Consider the following 15,949-nt stretch of genomic DNA (forward strand, 5'->3'; position numbering starts at 1 on the left):
CCCCCTCCACCACCCGAAAAAACCCCACCGTCTCATTCAACTGCTGCCCCTGCTCCTCCATCGAGCGCGAAGCCGCCGCCGCCTGTTCCACCAGCGCAGCGTTCTGCTGCGTAACGTTGTCCATCTGCGTGATGGCGAGGTTCACCTGCTCGATGCCGCGGCTCTGCTCGCTTGAGGCCGCCGCGATCTCCGACATGATGTCCGTGACCCGCGCCACCGCGTGCGTGACTTCGGTCATCGTCTTGCCCGCTTCGCCCGCGAGCGACGAGCCGTCGCGGATTCTGTCCACCGAGCTGGCGATCAGCTCCTTGATCTCCTTCGCCGCGCTCGACGAGCGCTGCGCGAGGCTGCGCACTTCGCTTGCGACCACCGCGAAGCCGCGTCCCTGTTCGCCGGCGCGCGCGGCTTCCACGGCTGCGTTCAGCGCAAGAATGTTGGTCTGAAATGCGATTCCTTCGATGATCCCAGTGATATCCGCGATCTTCGTCGAACTGTCGCTGATCTCCTGCATGGTGCTCACCACTTGGCCCACCACCGCGCTGCCTTTTTGCGCAACGGACGAAGCGTTCGCGGCCAGCATGCTGCCTTGCTGTGCGTTGTCGGCGTTCTGCTTCACCGTCGACGTGAGCTGCTCCATGCTCGACGCCGTTTCCTGCAGCGAGGCCGCCTGTTGCTCCGTGCGCTGGCTCAGGTCCATATTGCCCGCTGCGATCTCGCGAGCCGCGCCGGCAATGCTGGTGCTCGCGTCGCGCACGCGCCCGACAATGGTCGTCAGACGCTCATTCATCTCGCGCAGCGCGCCAAGCAGTTTGCTGGTTTCATCCTTGCCGTCGATGGTGATGCGCGTGCGCAAGTCGCCTTCCGACACGGTCCGCGCAACGTCTATCGCAACGCTCAACGGTCCGCTCACCGCGCGCGTGATCACAACACACGCAGCCACCGCAAGCGCGACCGCGAACAGCGAAATCGCAATTAGCAGATTGCGCCGGTTCTCGTAATGCGCCGCGTATTCGGCGATGGTCTCTTCCTGCCGCGCATGCGCGTAGTTCGCATACGCGTCCGTCGCGCGAATCAGTGCCGCGAGTAAAGGGCGGCACTGATCGTCCATTTTGACGATTGCCTCGTCGCGCTTGTTGGCGAGCGCGAGATTCACGATATCGGTCGCGACAAGTCCATAAGCGGCCTCCACGCGATCAATCTCGGCCACCAGGCTGCGGGCCTGGTCGGTCGCGCCAGGGTCCTTGATCATCTCGTTCAGCTTCTTGAGATTCGTTGCGACATCTTCATGGGCGCGCATGACCTGCGCCTTTTCGATCTCGAAGTCCTCTGGTTTCACCACGAGTACGAGGTTGCGCGCCGCTATCGCGCGGCGATCCACGGCGGTCCGCACCTGCACCGCCATGTCAGCGCGCGCGTTGATGCCGCGCACGAAGTTGGAGAAGCCGTCGGTGGAATCGGCGAGCGACTTCAGCGAGAGTCCCGCAACTGCAACGACGATCACGGACAGCATGCCAAAGCCGGCTATCAGCCTGGCTTTGATAGAGAATCGGTTCAGGGCGGCCATATCTATTTTTTTCTCCAGGAACGAAGCGGATGCTTCGCGATGGACTCTCAGGTCCGGGAATGGGAGCGTCTATGTGGCTGCCCAACAGCGGGTCGGCCCCGCGCGGTGTTGCCGCTATGCACAGCTCGGTACGGGCACGAAAAGCGGCATCCCATCTATGGGTTATCGGGCAAACGCGAGCGGGACTTGAGCAAAACCGGGTAATCCACTAAAAAGCTTGCATGAGGTGAAGGCTGTACAGGCGAATCGCGGTTCTACCGCCACGATTTGCGTTTGCCGCGGCAAGCCGCACGCGTCCGCTCAGGCCATGAGGTGGTGACTCGATAGCGCCGCAGCATGACGAGTCATCATGGTTGCGTTGTCAACGTTTCCAGCCGGCGCGCAAAGCAGCAAAGACCCGTCTGTTCCACGATTTGGGCGGGCGCCGGCTCTGGTACCCTACGGCTTGAATTGACGCGCCGCTTTGGAGGCGCTTTCTCCCTTCCGCGCGTCAAGGCCGCGCCTGCCCGAACCCGACATAAATGGTCACGCGTCGTCCGAACTTCATTATTGCGATCAGTGGCGTGCTGGCCAGCGCAATTCTCGCCATCGCAGTCTGGGTCCTCGCGCAAATGCACGACGACGCACTGCGCCGCGCGCAAGACTCCGTCTTCAATGTTTCGCTACTGATAGAGCGCGACGTGTCGCGCAATCTCGAGATCTACGATCTGTCGATCCGTACGGTGATCCAGGGCTTGAAGCAGCCGGGCGTGGCGCAACTGGACCCCGCGCTGCGGCAGATGGTGCTGTTCGACGGCTCGGCGACCGCGAAAGACATGGGTTCGATCCTCGTGATCGACGAGACCGGCTATATCAAGTTCGATTCGCAGTCCGTGCCGCCGCGCCACGTCTATCTCGGCGATCGCGACTATTTCAAGGTTCATCGCGATTCGCCCAATGTCGGGCTCTACGTCAGTCACCCGTTCATGCCGCGCACGACCGGTGCCGACATGAGCATTGGCCTGAGCCGGCGCATTACCAAGGCGGACGGCAGTTTCGGCGGCGTGGTGGTGGGCACCCTGCGCCTGAAATATTTCCGGCGTCTGTTTGAGGGGATGAACCTCGGCGCGGGCGGATCGATGGCGCTGATGTTGAGCGACGGCACGATGTTGATGCGCCGTCCGTACGATCCGAAGACCATCGGCATCAACCTGACGGGCACGGCCAACTATTCGCGCTTCGTCGAGCAGCCGAGCGGCGACTTCTTCGGCACGGCGGCAATCGACGGCGTCGAGCGCTGGTATGCGTTCCGCCATATCGACATGTATCCGCTGATTCTCGACGTGGCGCTTTCCACGCGCGACATCTATGTGGGCTGGCGGCGGCGGGCGTGGATCATCGGCCCGCTGATCGGCGCGCTCGACCTCACGCTGATCGCGCTGGCCGTGCTGTTCGCCCAACAGATGCGGGGCCGTCTGCTCGCGGAAGAAGAGTTGCGCGTGCTCGCGCGCACGGACGGCCTGACGGGCGTGGACAATCGCCGCACCTTTGAGCACGCATTGGAGAGCGAATGTCGGCGCGTGCAGCGCCACGGCGGGCCGCTCTCCCTGTTGCTGATCGACGTGGACAATTTCAAGGGCTTTAACGACCTGTACGGCCACTCGGCCGGCGACGACGCGTTGATCACGGTGGCGCGATGTATCGTGCGCAACGTGCAGCGCTCGGGCGACACGATGGCGCGCTACGGTGGCGAGGAGTTTGCCGTCCTGCTGCCCGACACCGACCAGGACGGCGCACGCGCGCTGGCCGAGACGATTCGCGCATCCGTGGAAGCGCTCGCGCTCAGCCACGTGGCCAGCTCACACCATGTATTGACCGTGAGTATCGGCGTGGCGACCATGCGCGGCGAGGCGCTCACGCCTAGCCGCCGGCTGGTCGACGCGGCCGACCAGGCCCTCTATGCCGCGAAAGATGCCGGCCGTAACCGCGTGTTCACCTCCGGCGCCAGCACGCCTGCGGGGCGTGACAGCGGCATGGTCGTCGTGAGCAGGTAACTCCCGCTAATTTCACCCGGATAATATCTTGCGCATCAATTTAATCCGGGTATAATTCGACAACTTCTTGAACCGGAGTTTGTCGTGACTACGCATCCCCGCACCTGCAGTGCCTTTGAAGGTCATCGTCTGATCGCGTCCGGCGAGCTTGCGCCAGTGGCTCTCGCCGTGAAGCAAGTGCTCGAACGCGGCGAGCAGGCACCCGTCCTCGTTTTCGACGACACCACCGCGGCTCCTGTCGAATTCGATCTGCGTGGCACCGCGCAGGAGATCCTTGCGCGCCTGAATTCCGCGCAAACCGAATCAAGCCGTGACACAAGCAACGAAGCGCAAGCCGCCGATGCATCCGACGCCGCCGTCGCGCCACGCGGTCGCGGACGGCCGAAGCTCGGGGTGGTCGCGCGCGAGGTGACGCTGCTGCCGCGTCATTGGGACTGGTTGAACGCACAGCCAGGCGGCGCGTCGGTGGCGCTGCGCAAGCTCGTTGAGACGGCGCGCGCGGCGGGCGAGCATCACGACCGCAAACGCGCGGCGCAGGAGGCCGTGTATCGCTTCATGACGGCGCTGGCCGGCAATCTGCCCGATTACGAGGAAGCGACCCGCGCGCTGTATGCAGGAGACAGGCCGCGCTTCGAAGAGAAGATCGCGCAATGGCCGGAAGACGTGCGCGCCTACACGGCACGGCTCGCAGCAAACGCGTTCACCGCGCACAACTGAATCGCGGCGCGGCCGGCCCAAGATGTTAGGCCCGAGCACCGCGGCACCCAGCGCGAGGGCGAAAAAAAACCGCTCACACTCGGCGAGCGTGAGCGGGAAGTCGGAGAGTTACAACAACATCGCATGCGCTGCCTGAGGTCAGCGCAGCGGGAGAAGTCTAAGAGGCGAATCTCTGGTCTCCTATCGGACGAATCTCAAAGCTGGGTCACGAGGCGGGCCGCGCGACGACGTTAACCGCGAAGCGAGCTCGACCGTCAGACGCCGGAACGCACCCACAATCAGGCCGGCGCGCGGCGCCTCCCGCCGCGCTCCAGCCAGCACTCACGCGATTCTGCTCGCGCTTGCCACCTCCAATCGCACTCCGTACACTCGCGCGTGATTGCGTCGGGCGCTGCTTTTGCGCGCCGTCGTCCAGGAAAAACGCCGAATAGAGGAGAACCCCCGCGATGGCCGATTCATATTTCCCGCGCTGGCGCGTGCAGCCAGACGCCGTCGAGGGGCGCATCGTCGGTACCGACGAACGCCTCGCCTGGCCGCAGATGTTCGCGATGGGCATTCAGCACGTCGTCGCGATGTTCGGCTCGACGGTGCTCGCGCCGTTGCTGATGGGCTTCGATCCCAATCTGTGCATCTTCATGTCGGGCATCGGCACGCTGTTGTTCTTCGTGCTGGTGGGCGGCCGGGTGCCGAGCTATCTGGGCTCGAGCTTCGCGTTCATCGGTCTTGTGATCGCGGTCACCGGCTACGGCGGCCACGGCCCGAATATGAACATTCCGGTTGCGTTGGGCGGCATCATCGCGTGCGGCGTGGTGTACGCGATCATCGGGGTGATCGTGTCGGCGGTCGGCACGCGCTGGATCGAAACGCTGATGCCGCCGGTCGTGACCGGCGCGATTGTCTGCGTGATCGGTCTGAACCTCGCGCCCATTGCGGTGCGCGGCGTGAGCGGCAGCAACTTCGATTCATGGATGGCGCTCGTCACCGTGCTGTGTGTCGGCGCAGTCGCGGTGTTCGCGCACGGTATGTTACAGCGTCTGTTGATTCTGGTCGGCCTGCTGATGGCGTATGCGATCTATGCAATCGTGACCAACGGCCTCGGCATGGGCAAGCCGATCGACTTTTCGATCGTGGCAAATGCCGCGTGGTTCGGCATGCCGCACTTCACCGCGCCGGTGTTCAACGCGCAGGCCATGACGCTGCTCGCGCCGATCGCGGTGATTCTCGTCGCCGAAAACCTTGGGCATATCAAGGCAGTGAGTGCGATGACGGGGCAGAACCTCGACCGCTACATCGGCCGCGCATTTCTCGGCGACGGACTCGCGACAGTGGTGTCCGGCTTCGCGGGCGGCACGGGCGTGACGACCTACGCGGAGAACATCGGCGTGATGGCGGTCACCAAAATCTATTCGACACTGGTGTTCGTGATCGCCGCATTGATCGCGCTCGTGCTGGGCTTTTCGCCGAAGTTCGGCGCGGTGATCCAGACTATTCCGGGGCCGGTGCTGGGCGGCGTTTCAATCGTCGTCTTCGGGCTGATCGCGGTTACGGGCGCGCGCATCTGGGTCGTCAACAAAGTGGATTTCTCGGACAACCGCAATCTGATCGTGGCCGCGGTCACGCTCGTGCTGGGCGCCGGCGACTTCTCGCTGAAACTCGGCGGCTTCGGTCTTGGCGGCATCGGCACCGCGACTTTCGGTGCGATCATTCTTTACGCGCTTTTGCGAAGAAAGCCGGCGCAAGGGCCGGTGGCCTGATTCTTCGCGCCGCGACGGCGCGCGTTTGGAATGAGCGCCGTCACCGCCAGCGCGTTTGAACCGGCGTTACTTTTTGCGCGCGGTCAGCGCCGACTCCGCCAGATCCACTTCGTTCATGAGCTTGTTGAACGTCTCGTCGTTGATGGCTCCACTGCTGCGCAGTCTAAGCAGCACCTGACGCTCGGCGCGCATCGCGGAAATTTTCATGCGAAATTCCAGCGCGTCGGCGCGCCGCGCCATCTCGCGCGGCTCCTGATCTTCGCCAAGCGCGGTTAGCCGGCGGCGATAAATATCCATGACCCGGGCGGTGACGTCGGCGGCGTACGCAGAGGCGGATTCATCCAGATTCGCGCACGCCTTGTCGTGCACGTCGTCCACAGCGCGGATCGCCGCCTGGGCCGCCATGGTACGCGCCAGCACTTCTTCCGCCGCGTGCGGGTCCTTGCCGCGGCGCCATCCGCGCAACAGCAACGGCAGCGCTATAACGCCTATCACGAGCGAGAGCAGAATCACGCCGGACGCAATGAAGATCGCGAGATCGCGTCCAGGCAATTCGGCGCCGCCGGGCAAGGTTTCGGGCAGGGACAACACGCCCGCGAGCGTCACCGCGCCGCGCACGCCGGCAACAGTAGTCACCGCCACCGTGCGCAGGCCGGGCACGGCGTTCACGACGCCATGCCGCACCGCGCCGCGGCTTGCGAACCAGCGCAGCAACCAGACCCACACGAAGCGCAGCGCATACAGCGCCGCCCCAACGGCCGCGATGTAGCCGATCAGCCGCCACACTTGCGCGTCGCTGGTGTGATGCGCTTCGAGCAGCGCGCGGCCAAGAATGTGCGGAAACTGCAAGCCCAGCAGAATGAACACCATGCCGTTGAAAACGAACTCGATCATCATCCACGTATTGCTTGCCCGCAGGCGCGAAGCGACAGGTCCGGATGTCGCGAGTGTGGTGTAGTTCATCATCATGCCGGCCGCGACTGCCGCGAGAATTCCCGAGAGTTCGAAGCGCTCGGCAATCAGATAGGCGGCGAACGGAATCAGCAATGTCATGACGACGCCGGGCGCAGGGTCGCCTTCTTCAGCAAGATTGAGAAAGCGCACCGACACGAAGCTGAACAGCCAGCTCACCGCCGCGCCCGTTGCCAGCCCGCCGGCCGCGATGATCACGAAGCTGATCGACGCGTCGCGCAGCGAAAACACGCCGGTCAACGCGGCGGCAATTGCGAACTTGAGCGCGACGAGGCCCGAGGCGTCGTTCATCAACGCTTCGCCTTCCAGAATGTGCATTAGCCTGCCCGGCACCTTGCCCTTGCCGGCGATGCCGGAGAGCGCCACCGCATCGGTTGGCGACAACACGGCGGCGAGGGCGAACGCGACCGGTAGCGGCATGGTGGGCACGAGCGCGTGCACGAAGTACCCAACCGCGAGCACCGTCATGAACACGAGGCCGAGCGCGAGCATCAGGATCGAGCGCCGCGCCATGAAAAATTCGCGTTTCGGGATGCGCCATCCGTCGGCAAAGAGCAGCGGCGGAATGAACAGCAACATGAAGATTTCCGGATCGAACGTGACGTGCAGGCCGAGCTTCGGCCATGCGAGCATCGCGCCCATGGCGATCTGCACCAGCGGCAAGGGCAAGGGCAGCAAGCGCGTCACGACCCCCGAGGCCGCCACGGCAAGCATGAGGATCAATACGGTAAAGACGATTTCCATCGGTACAGGACTTGTTGCGGATGGCGACGATCCGCCCAGGATTGCGCCGGGCAGAACGGAGCGGGGTGTGACGCGCTCCGGCGTGAGTAGCCCGAAACATGAATAACGAAGACGAAGCCGGGCAGCGAAGCTGCAACTAAAGCGCGCAGGCAACTGATGCAACTGACGCCCACAGTGCAGACCGCGAGTTTAGCTTGGGAAACGCGCGGCGTGCAGTGAAGCCGCCGCGCGAGTCGCATGAGAGCGGAGCGCCGGAAGCCGAGGCGCCCACTGCACCCTCGCGGTGCGCGCACGCCCACCGGTGGCGCACGCGCCGTATCCCCGGTGCACTCTTTCACGCGAGCTACATCGCTATGTGCGCAAGCGTGCGCATGGAGCTTGCTTAAGCCATACCGATGACGCACATTTTGGAGCATTGGCGCCGTGGGCCGTTCGCATCCGCGTACGGACCGGCCCGGCTCTCGCGTGAGAGGATTGCATGACGATTGCGCAACAGGAAAGAACGGCCACCGCGCCTCACGGCTTCGAGGTCGAAATGACGTCGGGTCTCGAACGTTTTTCGGTGCAGCACGGCGAGCTGACGCTGACGAGCGTATTTCAACCTATCTTCAGCCTGTCGCACATGCGGGCTGTCGGTTATGAAGGACTGCTGCGCGCGCACGACATGCTCGACCGGCCGGTGTCGCCGCTCGACGTATTCGGCGAGGCGGCGCGCGTGGGCGACGTCCTGCACCTGGACCGGCTCGCGCAGACGCTGCATCTGGAAAACTTCAAGGTGCTCGGCGCCGAGCGCGAGTGGCTGTTTCTCAACGTGCATCCGGGCGCGCTGACCGATCCGTATCTGTCCGCCGCGTTGCTCGCCACGCTCAAGCGCCTCGGCTTGCCGCCGCGGCGCATCGTGCTGGAGGTGCTCGAGCACCGCGCGGAAGACCTCGAGCGTCTCGCGGATGCCGTGCGCCAATTCCGCGAGCGGGGCTTTCTGATCGCGCTCGACGACTTCGGCGCCGGACACTCGAACGTCGAGCGCATCTGGCAACTGAATCCGGATATCGTCAAGCTCGACCGCATCATGCTGTCGCACGCCGCGCATCGCGCCGACATGGCGACGATTCTCCCAGGCCTCGTCGCGTTGCTGCACGAGGCTGGCAAGCTGGTGCTGATAGAAGGCGTGGAAACCGAGCATGAAGCGCAGATGGCGCTCGCCTGCAACGCCGACTTCGTGCAGGGCTTTTTCTTTGGCCGCCCGAGTCCGGGCGCGGCGGACGCGACTCATGCGGCCACCTGCATCGGTGAACTCACCGAGCGGTATCGCGACCAGACCGAAGCGCGCGAGCGTCGCAACGCAAGCCGCCTCGCGCCGTATCTGCGTGCGTTCGAACGCGCGGCCGAGCGGCTTGCCGCTGGCGAACCGCTCGACGAAGTCTGCTGGAATTTTCTCGCGCTCGATCACGCCGCGCGCTGCTTTCTGCTCGATTCGAAAGGGCGGCAAGCCGGCCGCAACGTCGTGCTGCGCGCCGACCGCGCGGCGCACGAAACGCGCTTCTTGCCGCTGGCGGACGCACAAGGCGCGAACTGGCTGCGCCGCCCGTACTTTCGCGATGCAATCAGCGCGCCCGAGCGCGTGCACGTGACGCGCCCGTATCTGTCGATCAACGAGGCGCTGCCGTGCGTGACGTTGTCGGTCGCCACGCGCGTCGGCGAGAAGACCTGCGTGCTATGCGGCGATATCGACTGGGTGGACGACGAGGGCATCTGAGATCATGTCGTTTTTAACGACGCCCCGTTGCGCTTATGTCCGTTCTGCTCGAAGTCATTGCCACTACTGTTGCTGACGCGCGGCTCGCCGCGCAAGCTGGCGCCGACCGTCTTGAACTCGTCACCGCGATGGGCGAGGGCGGGCTCACGCCGAGCATCGGCCTGATCGAAGCCGTGGTCGAAGCGGTCAGCATTCCTGTGAACGTGATCGTGCGGCCTCACAGCCGTTCGTTCGTCTACGATACCGACGATCACGCCGTGATGGTGCGCGACGTGCGGGCCGTCAAAGCCGCGGGAGCGAACGGCGTGGTGATCGGCATGCTGAACCCCGACGGCACGATAGACCGCGATCAGCTCGCGCGCGCGATCGACGCGGCAGATGGTCTTGCGTTCACCTTCCATCGCGCGTTCGACGAGGTGCGCGATCAGCGCAAAGCACTGGACGTGCTGCTCCATTTCGATGAAGTGACGAACGTGCTGACCTCGGGTGCGAGGGCATCGGTGCTGGATGCAGAAGCGACGATTCGCGAACTGGTGCGCCACGCGTCGGGCTCGCATTGCACAGTGCTGGCGGGCGCGGGTCTGACGGTCGATGCGGTGGCAGGCTTCGTGAGCCGGACCCAGGTCGAGGCCGTGCATTTTGGATCGGGCGTGCGGGTGGGCGGCAACGGCCTCGCGCCCATCGACACGGACAAGGTCGCACGCGTGAGGGCGTTGCTGGACGAACAGGCCGGAAGCCCGCGGGCGTAATAGACGCTGAGGCTCGGGGGAACAACAAGCCGCCTCGTGTCGACACACGAAGCGGCTTTGTTAGGGCCGCGGTCGCGCGCCGCGCAGCACTCAGCACTCAGCACGCCTCCGGGACAGGCGAGACGCACGCCGCATGACGCATGCCGCACGCGTCGCGCCGCATCCCACCCACAACCCTCGCTTACTTTGCCACCACCACCGGAATACCGCGCAACTGCCCCGCGCCTTTCACTTCTTCCAGCGACTTCTTCACCGATGCACCCGTTGCCGCTTCGATTCCCAGACGTGCGGCGAGATCGCGCTCGCTGCGCTTCACAGCCGCGAGATTCGCGAGCTTCACATGACCATAGCCGCGCACGCGGGCATGCAGATCGGCGAGCTTCGCGACGTCTTCCAGGTTGCCGGCGTCCAGCTTCGCGAGCGCGCGGTGCAACGTGGCTTCGTAGTCGTCGGCGAGTTCGCGCTCCATCTTGCGCTCCAGCGTGCGGCCGAACGGATCGAGCAGGGTGCCGCGCAGCCCGCGCACTTTGGCGAGTCCGCCGAGCACCGGCCACATCCACTGACCGAAGGTTTTCTTGGCCGGACGCGCACCGTCATGCGCGCGCGCAAGCGTCGGCGGCGCGAGGTTGAATTTGATGCCGAAGTCCTTGCCGGCCACGCCTTCGAACTGCGCCTCGAGTGCCTGGCGGAACGCCGCATCCGTGTGCAGGCGCGCCACTTCGTATTCGTCCTTTACCGCGAGCAGACGATAGAACGTCGTGGCCACCGCACGCGTCACGCGCTCGCTGCGCGCATCGACGGCGTGTTCGGCGCGGTGCGCCGCCTCGACCAGCGCGCGATAGCGCTTCATATAGCGCGCGCCGCCGTAGGTTTGCAAACGGCCTTCGCGATGTGCGATCAACTCATCGAGCGTATCGACACGCACGCTTTCTGTCACCGCATGCCGCGCCTGCCACAACGATTCGAGGGCCGCGGGATCTGCGGCGGCAAGGCGGCCAATCGAGAACGCCAGTTGATTCATCTGTACTGCGACGTTGTTCAGTTCGATTGCTCGCATCAGCGCGCCGAACGACACCGGCACGAGACCGAGCTGCCACGCGAAGCCCAGCATCAGAATGTTGGCGCCGATCGTGTCGCCGAGAAAACGTGTGGCGAGCGCCTGGGCGTCGCAGGTCGACAGACGCTCGGCGCCCGCGGCGTGCCGCATCTTGTCGATCAGCGCGTCGGCGTGCAGCGTCGCGTCCGGGTTCGTCACGAAGGTGGCGTTCGGAATCGCATGTGTGTTGACCACGATGCGCGTGCGGCCATGACGGACCGTCTGCAACGCATCGGCGCTCGCGCCGACCACCATGTCGCAGGCGAGCAGCACGTCGGCCTGTTGTGTGTCGATCCGCACCTGGTTGAGCCACTCGTCGCGCGCGGCGAAGCGCACGAACGACAGCACCGAGCCGCCCTTTTGCGCGAAGCCCATGAAGTCGAGCACCGAGGCGCTCTTGCCTTCCAGATGCGCGGCCATGCTGATCAACGCGCCCACCGTCACCACGCCGGTGCCGCCTACGCCCGTCACCAGAATGTCGTACGGCGCGGCGTCCAGGTGCGTCGCAGGCAACCGCAATGCGTTGACGCGCTCAGTCAACGCCTGCGGGTCGAAAGCGACGCCCGCGGCTTTCTTCAGCTTGCCGCCTTCCACCGTCACGAAGCTCGGGCAGAAGCCGTTCACGCACGAGTAGTCCTTGTTGCACGACGACTGGTCGATGCGGCGCTTTCTTCCCAGCACGGTTTCAACAGGCTCCACCGACAAGCAGTTGGATTGCACGCCGCAATCGCCGCAGCCTTCGCACACTTCCTCGTTGATGAAGAGGCGCTTGTCCGGGTCGGGGAATTCGCCTTTCTTGCGGCGCCGCCGCTTTTCGGCTGCACAGGTCTGGTCGTAGATGAGCACAGTGACGCCGTCGGTGTCGCGCAACTCGCGCTGCACGGTGTCCAGTTCGCTGCGGTGATGGAACGTGGTGCCTTTCGGAAAGAGACCGTGATGACCGTCGTATTTTTCCGGCTCGTCGCTGACCACGACAAAGCGCGAGACGCCTTCCGCTTCGACCTGACGCGCGATCTGCGGCACGGAGATGCTGCCGTCCACCGGCTGTCCGCCGGTCATCGCGACGGCATCGTTATAGAGAATCTTGTAGGTGATCGTGGCTTTCGCGGCCACCGCCTGGCGGATCGCGAGAATGCCTGAATGGAAGTACGTGCCGTCGCCGAGATTCTGGAACACGTGGCGCGTTTTCGTGAACATCGAATGCGAAGCCCAGTCCACGCCTTCACCGCCCATCTGGATGAGGCCGGTCGTGTCGCGCTCCATCCACGAAGCCATGAAGTGACAGCCAATGCCCGCCTGCGCAATCGACCCTTCAGGCACTTTCGTCGAGGTGTTGTGCGGGCAACCGGAGCAGAAGTACGGCGTGCGCTTCACGCTGTCGGCGGCATTCGAGAGAATTTGCGGCGCGACGAGATCGACCACGCGTTCGCGGCGATCGAGCGCGGGCTTATGCTTCGCGAGCCATTCGGCGAACACGGGCAGAATGCGCGAAGGCCGCAGCTCTCCGAGCGACGAGAGCAGCATGCTGCCGTCTTGCGCATGCTTGCCGATCACCGCGGGCCGCGCGCCTTGCGGGCGGTTGTAGAGATAGTCCTTGATCTGCTGCTCGATCACCGGACCTTTCTCCTCGATCACGAGCACTTCCGACAGACCCTCGACAAACGTGTCGATGCGCGTCATTTCGAGTGGAAACGACAAGCCGACCTTGTAGATGCGCACGCCGGCTGCATCGAGATCCTCGACCGTCAAATCGAGGCGGCGCAGCGTTTCCATCAGATCGAGATGCGCCTTGCCGCAGGTGACGATGCCCACGTTCGCCTGCGGACTCGGCGCGATCCATTTGTCGATGCTGTTGGTCTTCGCGAAGTGGCGCACTGCGTCGAGCTTTGCGTGCATCCGCGATTCGATGGTGAGGCTCGGCAGGTCGGGCCAGCGGTTGTGCAACCCGCCCGCCGGCGCGGTGAAATCGTGCGGCGCGGTCCATTCGGTGTGCAGCGCGTCGAGGTCCACGGTCGAACCGGACTCCACCGTTTCGGAGATCGCCTTGTAACCCACCCACGCGCCCGAGAAGCGCGACAGCGCCCAGCCGTACAGCCCGAATTCGAGCATGTCGGCGATATTCGACGGATTCACGACCGGCATGTGCCAGGCCATCATCGCGAAGTCGCTCTGATGCGGCATCGACGACGACACGCAGCCATGATCGTCGCCGGCCACCACCAGTACCCCGCCATGCGGCGACGAGCCGTACGCATTGCCGTGCTTGAGCGCGTCGCCCGCGCGGTCGACGCCCGGGCCCTTGCCGTACCACATCGCGAATACGCCTTCGACGGTGCGCTCCGGGTCTGCTTCCACGCGTTGCGTGCCGAGCACCGCCGTACCGCCGAGCTCTTCGTTGATTGCGGGCAAAAAGCGAATGTCGCTTGCGGAAAGCAGCGTCTTCGCCTTCCACAACTGCTGATCGACCATGCCGAGCGGCGAGCCGCGATAGCCGCTGATGAAACCGGCGGTATTCATGCCGCGCGCCTTGTCGAGCGCGCGCTGCATGAGTGCAAGGCGGACCAGCGCCTGCGTGCCGGTCAGAAAGATGCGGCCCCGGGTCGCGGTAAGGTTGTCGGACAGCTTGTAGTCGGCGAGAGCGGGCGTGCCGTCGATGGGCAGGCGAGCGGTCATGGGTGAGTCTCCGTGATTTTGCATTCGCGCGCGGGAAGGAACGGCCAAGGTCGCGCAGCGAAAGAGACTCTATTTTTTAGCGCCGATTGGAGTGGATTTTTTCTAGTTTGCTCCGGCGTGGACGAATGGACGCGAAGAGCGACGCGTTTTCACGTCCTTTTGAGATAGATATGCCACGGCCACGCTGTTTACGGGTATGCCCTGGTGTCCGGCAGACGCTGTCGAGCGCGCCTGTGCGGACCGCTCGCCGCTTACCGCCTATGCAACCTTCATGGGCGAACCGCTGTTGTCAGCGGCGCTTCGTCGAGCGGCACGATCTCGTGGAAGTGGGCGTAGTCGATGTGGCTCACGCCGTCCCGCTCGCTCATGATGTCGACGAAGCGGTGGTGCCAGAAAATCTGGTCGCACGGCCACATGTGGCGAGCCTGCATGGTTTGCGAGGTGGATTCGTCGACGCCTTCCAGCGTGAGCAGGAGCGAAGTGTCGTGCGCTTTCAGCGTCTGCGCGGTTTCGCCGAAGAGCGGACTGTCTTCGTCTATCACGTGCATGACAGTCCAGCCCAGCTTGAACACCGGATGCTGATCGCGCACGAGTGTCAGGTCATGAAGACGGCGCAACGTGTAGCCTTCGGCGGTGGTTTCACGGCGCAGCATGCGCAGGCGCGCGTGCGCTTCGGCGATGACGTTCTGGCGGCCGTTGGCCGCGCGCACCATCAGCGTCATATGGCCGTCGAGCGGCCGGATCACCGCGTGGCGCGCAAACATGATCTTGGCGTGCGGACGCGAGAAGCGCGCGAAAATGAGGCCGGTTGCGAGCGCAATGCCCGACATCCCCACGAAGATTTCGAGCGTCGCAATCCAATGCGCGTAGACCGTCTGCGGATGCATGTCGCCATAACCGACGGTGGCGAGCGTCTCGACACTGAAGAAAAAGGCGCCGCCGAAACCGGGCGGATACTGATTCGCAATAGGTGCGTCGCCGAGCATGTAAAGCGCGGCGAAGCTCGTGTTGAGCAACACGAACAGCACGGCGAGCGAAACAAAAAACGTCGGCCAGCGCACGGTCAGTGCGCGGTGATACAGGTCCTGCCAGAAGCGCATCGGCATGCCGTGCGCGACTACCACCTGATCGTCGGGATGCAGTTCGCGGCTGCCGCGCGAGCGGCGCTTTTGCGCGCTGCTTTCAGCGTCGCCGATACCGGGAAAACGGTCGGTCGGTTCGGTAGCCATCGCGTGCTCATCGAATGGAAACGGCGAGAGCGTAGCACGGCGGCCTCGTCGCCGAACGCCGCTGCGGCTCGTGCGATGGAACCTGCGGGCGTGCTTTAAGGGAAGGCGCGCGGCTTTGGAATGCCCGCGCCGTGTTCAATGTCTTCGACCGCCTGCTGATGCGCCGCGGCGATCGCCTGCGCCGCGTCGCCGTAACCGTTGTCGCCGCCGACGGTGGTCCATGCCTTGACCGCCTTCTCGCGATGACGGATTTCGTATTCGGCGTCCCAGCGCGGGCCGCTCAGTTCGATGGGGCGGACGTGAATCGAGTACACGCCGTAGAGGAACAGCTCTTCAGCCATGATCGCCTCCAACCATTGCGTTCAGGCGGCGCGGCGCGAAACCCATGTGCGGCACATGCGGCACGTGCGCGGCGCCAGTCTGCCTACAGTTCGATTTCCCCGAGTATGCGATGAGCGAGCGCCTTTGCTTCTTCCAGTGCCTCGGCTGGCGTGGACGAGGTCGCCTCGACTTCGTAGACGGTGGTCTCCTGATCCTCGCTCGCCTCGCCTTCGTCGCGCGTTAGCGTGACCACGCCTTGCCACGTGTCGCGATCGAGTTCCCGCACTGACGCGGTGGCCGTGTAGATGCCTTTGGTGTAGGTGATGTCCTCCATGGCGTCG

The 15,949-nt window shown here is 64.3% G+C and carries 11 protein-coding genes; 5 read left to right on the top strand and 6 right to left on the bottom strand.

What is annotated here, in order from left to right; genetic code table 11:
* Positions 1-1,564 (bottom strand): methyl-accepting chemotaxis protein (locus JNB89_RS11700; protein WP_220362296.1); only part of this gene is annotated, 1,564 nt, incomplete at its 3' end.
* Between the two features lie 521 nt (positions 1,565-2,085).
* Here JNB89_RS11700 and JNB89_RS11705 point away from each other — a divergent pair.
* The 3 genes from JNB89_RS11705 (at position 2,086) to JNB89_RS11715 (ending at position 6,068) form a co-directional block, all read left to right on the top strand.
* Positions 2,086-3,597, top strand: a complete 1,512-nt coding sequence (locus JNB89_RS11705) for a sensor domain-containing diguanylate cyclase (RefSeq protein ID WP_220362297.1) — start codon at positions 2,086-2,088, stop codon at positions 3,595-3,597.
* Between the two features lie 84 nt (positions 3,598-3,681).
* The gene (locus JNB89_RS11710) at positions 3,682-4,314 is read left to right on the top strand and encodes a DUF2239 family protein (protein ID WP_220362298.1); all 633 of its coding nucleotides are present in this window, start codon (positions 3,682-3,684) and stop codon (positions 4,312-4,314) included.
* 446 nt (positions 4,315-4,760) lie between these two features.
* Positions 4,761-6,068 carry a solute carrier family 23 protein gene (locus JNB89_RS11715; RefSeq protein ID WP_220362299.1) on the top strand — a complete coding sequence of 436 codons (1,308 nt, stop codon included), beginning with the start codon at positions 4,761-4,763 and terminating at the stop codon, positions 6,066-6,068.
* Between the two features lie 66 nt (positions 6,069-6,134).
* Here JNB89_RS11715 and JNB89_RS11720 read toward each other — a convergent pair whose 3' ends face one another.
* Positions 6,135-7,784: a Na+/H+ antiporter gene (locus JNB89_RS11720; RefSeq protein ID WP_013337808.1), complete on the bottom strand. Its 1,650-nt coding sequence runs from the start codon at positions 7,782-7,784 to the stop codon at positions 6,135-6,137.
* Between the two features lie 478 nt (positions 7,785-8,262).
* Here JNB89_RS11720 and JNB89_RS11725 point away from each other — a divergent pair, with 478 nt between their 5' ends.
* Together JNB89_RS11725 and JNB89_RS11730 are read left to right on the top strand one after the other, a co-directional pair.
* A complete protein-coding gene (locus tag JNB89_RS11725; protein WP_013337809.1) occupies positions 8,263-9,540 on the top strand; it encodes an EAL domain-containing protein in 1,278 nt (425 codons plus the stop codon).
* 35 nt (positions 9,541-9,575) lie between these two features.
* On the top strand, positions 9,576-10,289 hold the full coding sequence (locus JNB89_RS11730; protein ID WP_220362300.1) for a copper homeostasis protein CutC: 714 nt from the start codon (positions 9,576-9,578) through the stop codon (positions 10,287-10,289).
* Between the two features lie 181 nt (positions 10,290-10,470).
* On the opposite strand, the gene JNB89_RS11735 is transcribed toward JNB89_RS11730, so the two are convergent.
* From JNB89_RS11735 to JNB89_RS11750, 4 genes are all read right to left on the bottom strand, one after another.
* Positions 10,471-14,058, bottom strand: a complete 3,588-nt coding sequence (locus JNB89_RS11735; protein WP_220362301.1) for an indolepyruvate ferredoxin oxidoreductase family protein — start codon at positions 14,056-14,058, stop codon at positions 10,471-10,473.
* A gap of 269 nt (positions 14,059-14,327) precedes the next feature.
* Positions 14,328-15,287 carry an ion channel gene (locus JNB89_RS11740; protein ID WP_013337812.1) on the bottom strand — a complete coding sequence of 320 codons (960 nt, stop codon included), beginning with the start codon at positions 15,285-15,287 and terminating at the stop codon, positions 14,328-14,330.
* A 95-nt stretch (positions 15,288-15,382) separates the two neighbouring features.
* On the bottom strand, positions 15,383-15,628 hold the full coding sequence (locus JNB89_RS11745; RefSeq protein ID WP_135892401.1) for a hypothetical protein: 246 nt from the start codon (positions 15,626-15,628) through the stop codon (positions 15,383-15,385).
* Positions 15,629-15,711: 83 nt separating this feature from the next.
* Positions 15,712-15,942 carry a hypothetical protein gene (locus JNB89_RS11750; protein WP_013337814.1) on the bottom strand — a complete coding sequence of 77 codons (231 nt, stop codon included), beginning with the start codon at positions 15,940-15,942 and terminating at the stop codon, positions 15,712-15,714.
* Positions 15,943-15,949 lie beyond the last annotated feature (7 nt).

The organism is Paraburkholderia phenoliruptrix, assembly GCF_019511605.1.
GTDB classification, from domain to species: Bacteria; Pseudomonadota; Gammaproteobacteria; order Burkholderiales; family Burkholderiaceae; genus Paraburkholderia; species Paraburkholderia phenoliruptrix_A.

Bases quoted from the DNA above. Each gene is read 5' to 3' on its own strand.
- JNB89_RS11750 (WP_013337814.1), bottom strand. From the start codon at position 15,942: ATGGAGGACATCACCTACACCAAAGGCATCTACACGGCCACCGCGTCA.
- JNB89_RS11720 (WP_013337808.1), bottom strand. From the start codon at position 7,784: ATGGAAATCGTCTTTACCGTATTGATCCTCATGCTTGCCGTGGCGGCC.
- JNB89_RS11745 (WP_135892401.1), bottom strand. From the start codon at position 15,628: ATGGCTGAAGAGCTGTTCCTCTACGGCGTGTACTCGATTCACGTCCGC.
- JNB89_RS11725 (WP_013337809.1), top strand. From the start codon at position 8,263: ATGACGATTGCGCAACAGGAAAGAACGGCCACCGCGCCTCACGGCTTC.
- JNB89_RS11740 (WP_013337812.1), bottom strand. From the start codon at position 15,287: ATGGCTACCGAACCGACCGACCGTTTTCCCGGTATCGGCGACGCTGAA.
- JNB89_RS11735 (WP_220362301.1), bottom strand. From the start codon at position 14,058: ATGACCGCTCGCCTGCCCATCGACGGCACGCCCGCTCTCGCCGACTAC.
- JNB89_RS11705 (WP_220362297.1), top strand. From the start codon at position 2,086: ATGGTCACGCGTCGTCCGAACTTCATTATTGCGATCAGTGGCGTGCTG.
- JNB89_RS11730 (WP_220362300.1), top strand. From the start codon at position 9,576: ATGTCCGTTCTGCTCGAAGTCATTGCCACTACTGTTGCTGACGCGCGG.
- JNB89_RS11715 (WP_220362299.1), top strand. From the start codon at position 4,761: ATGGCCGATTCATATTTCCCGCGCTGGCGCGTGCAGCCAGACGCCGTC.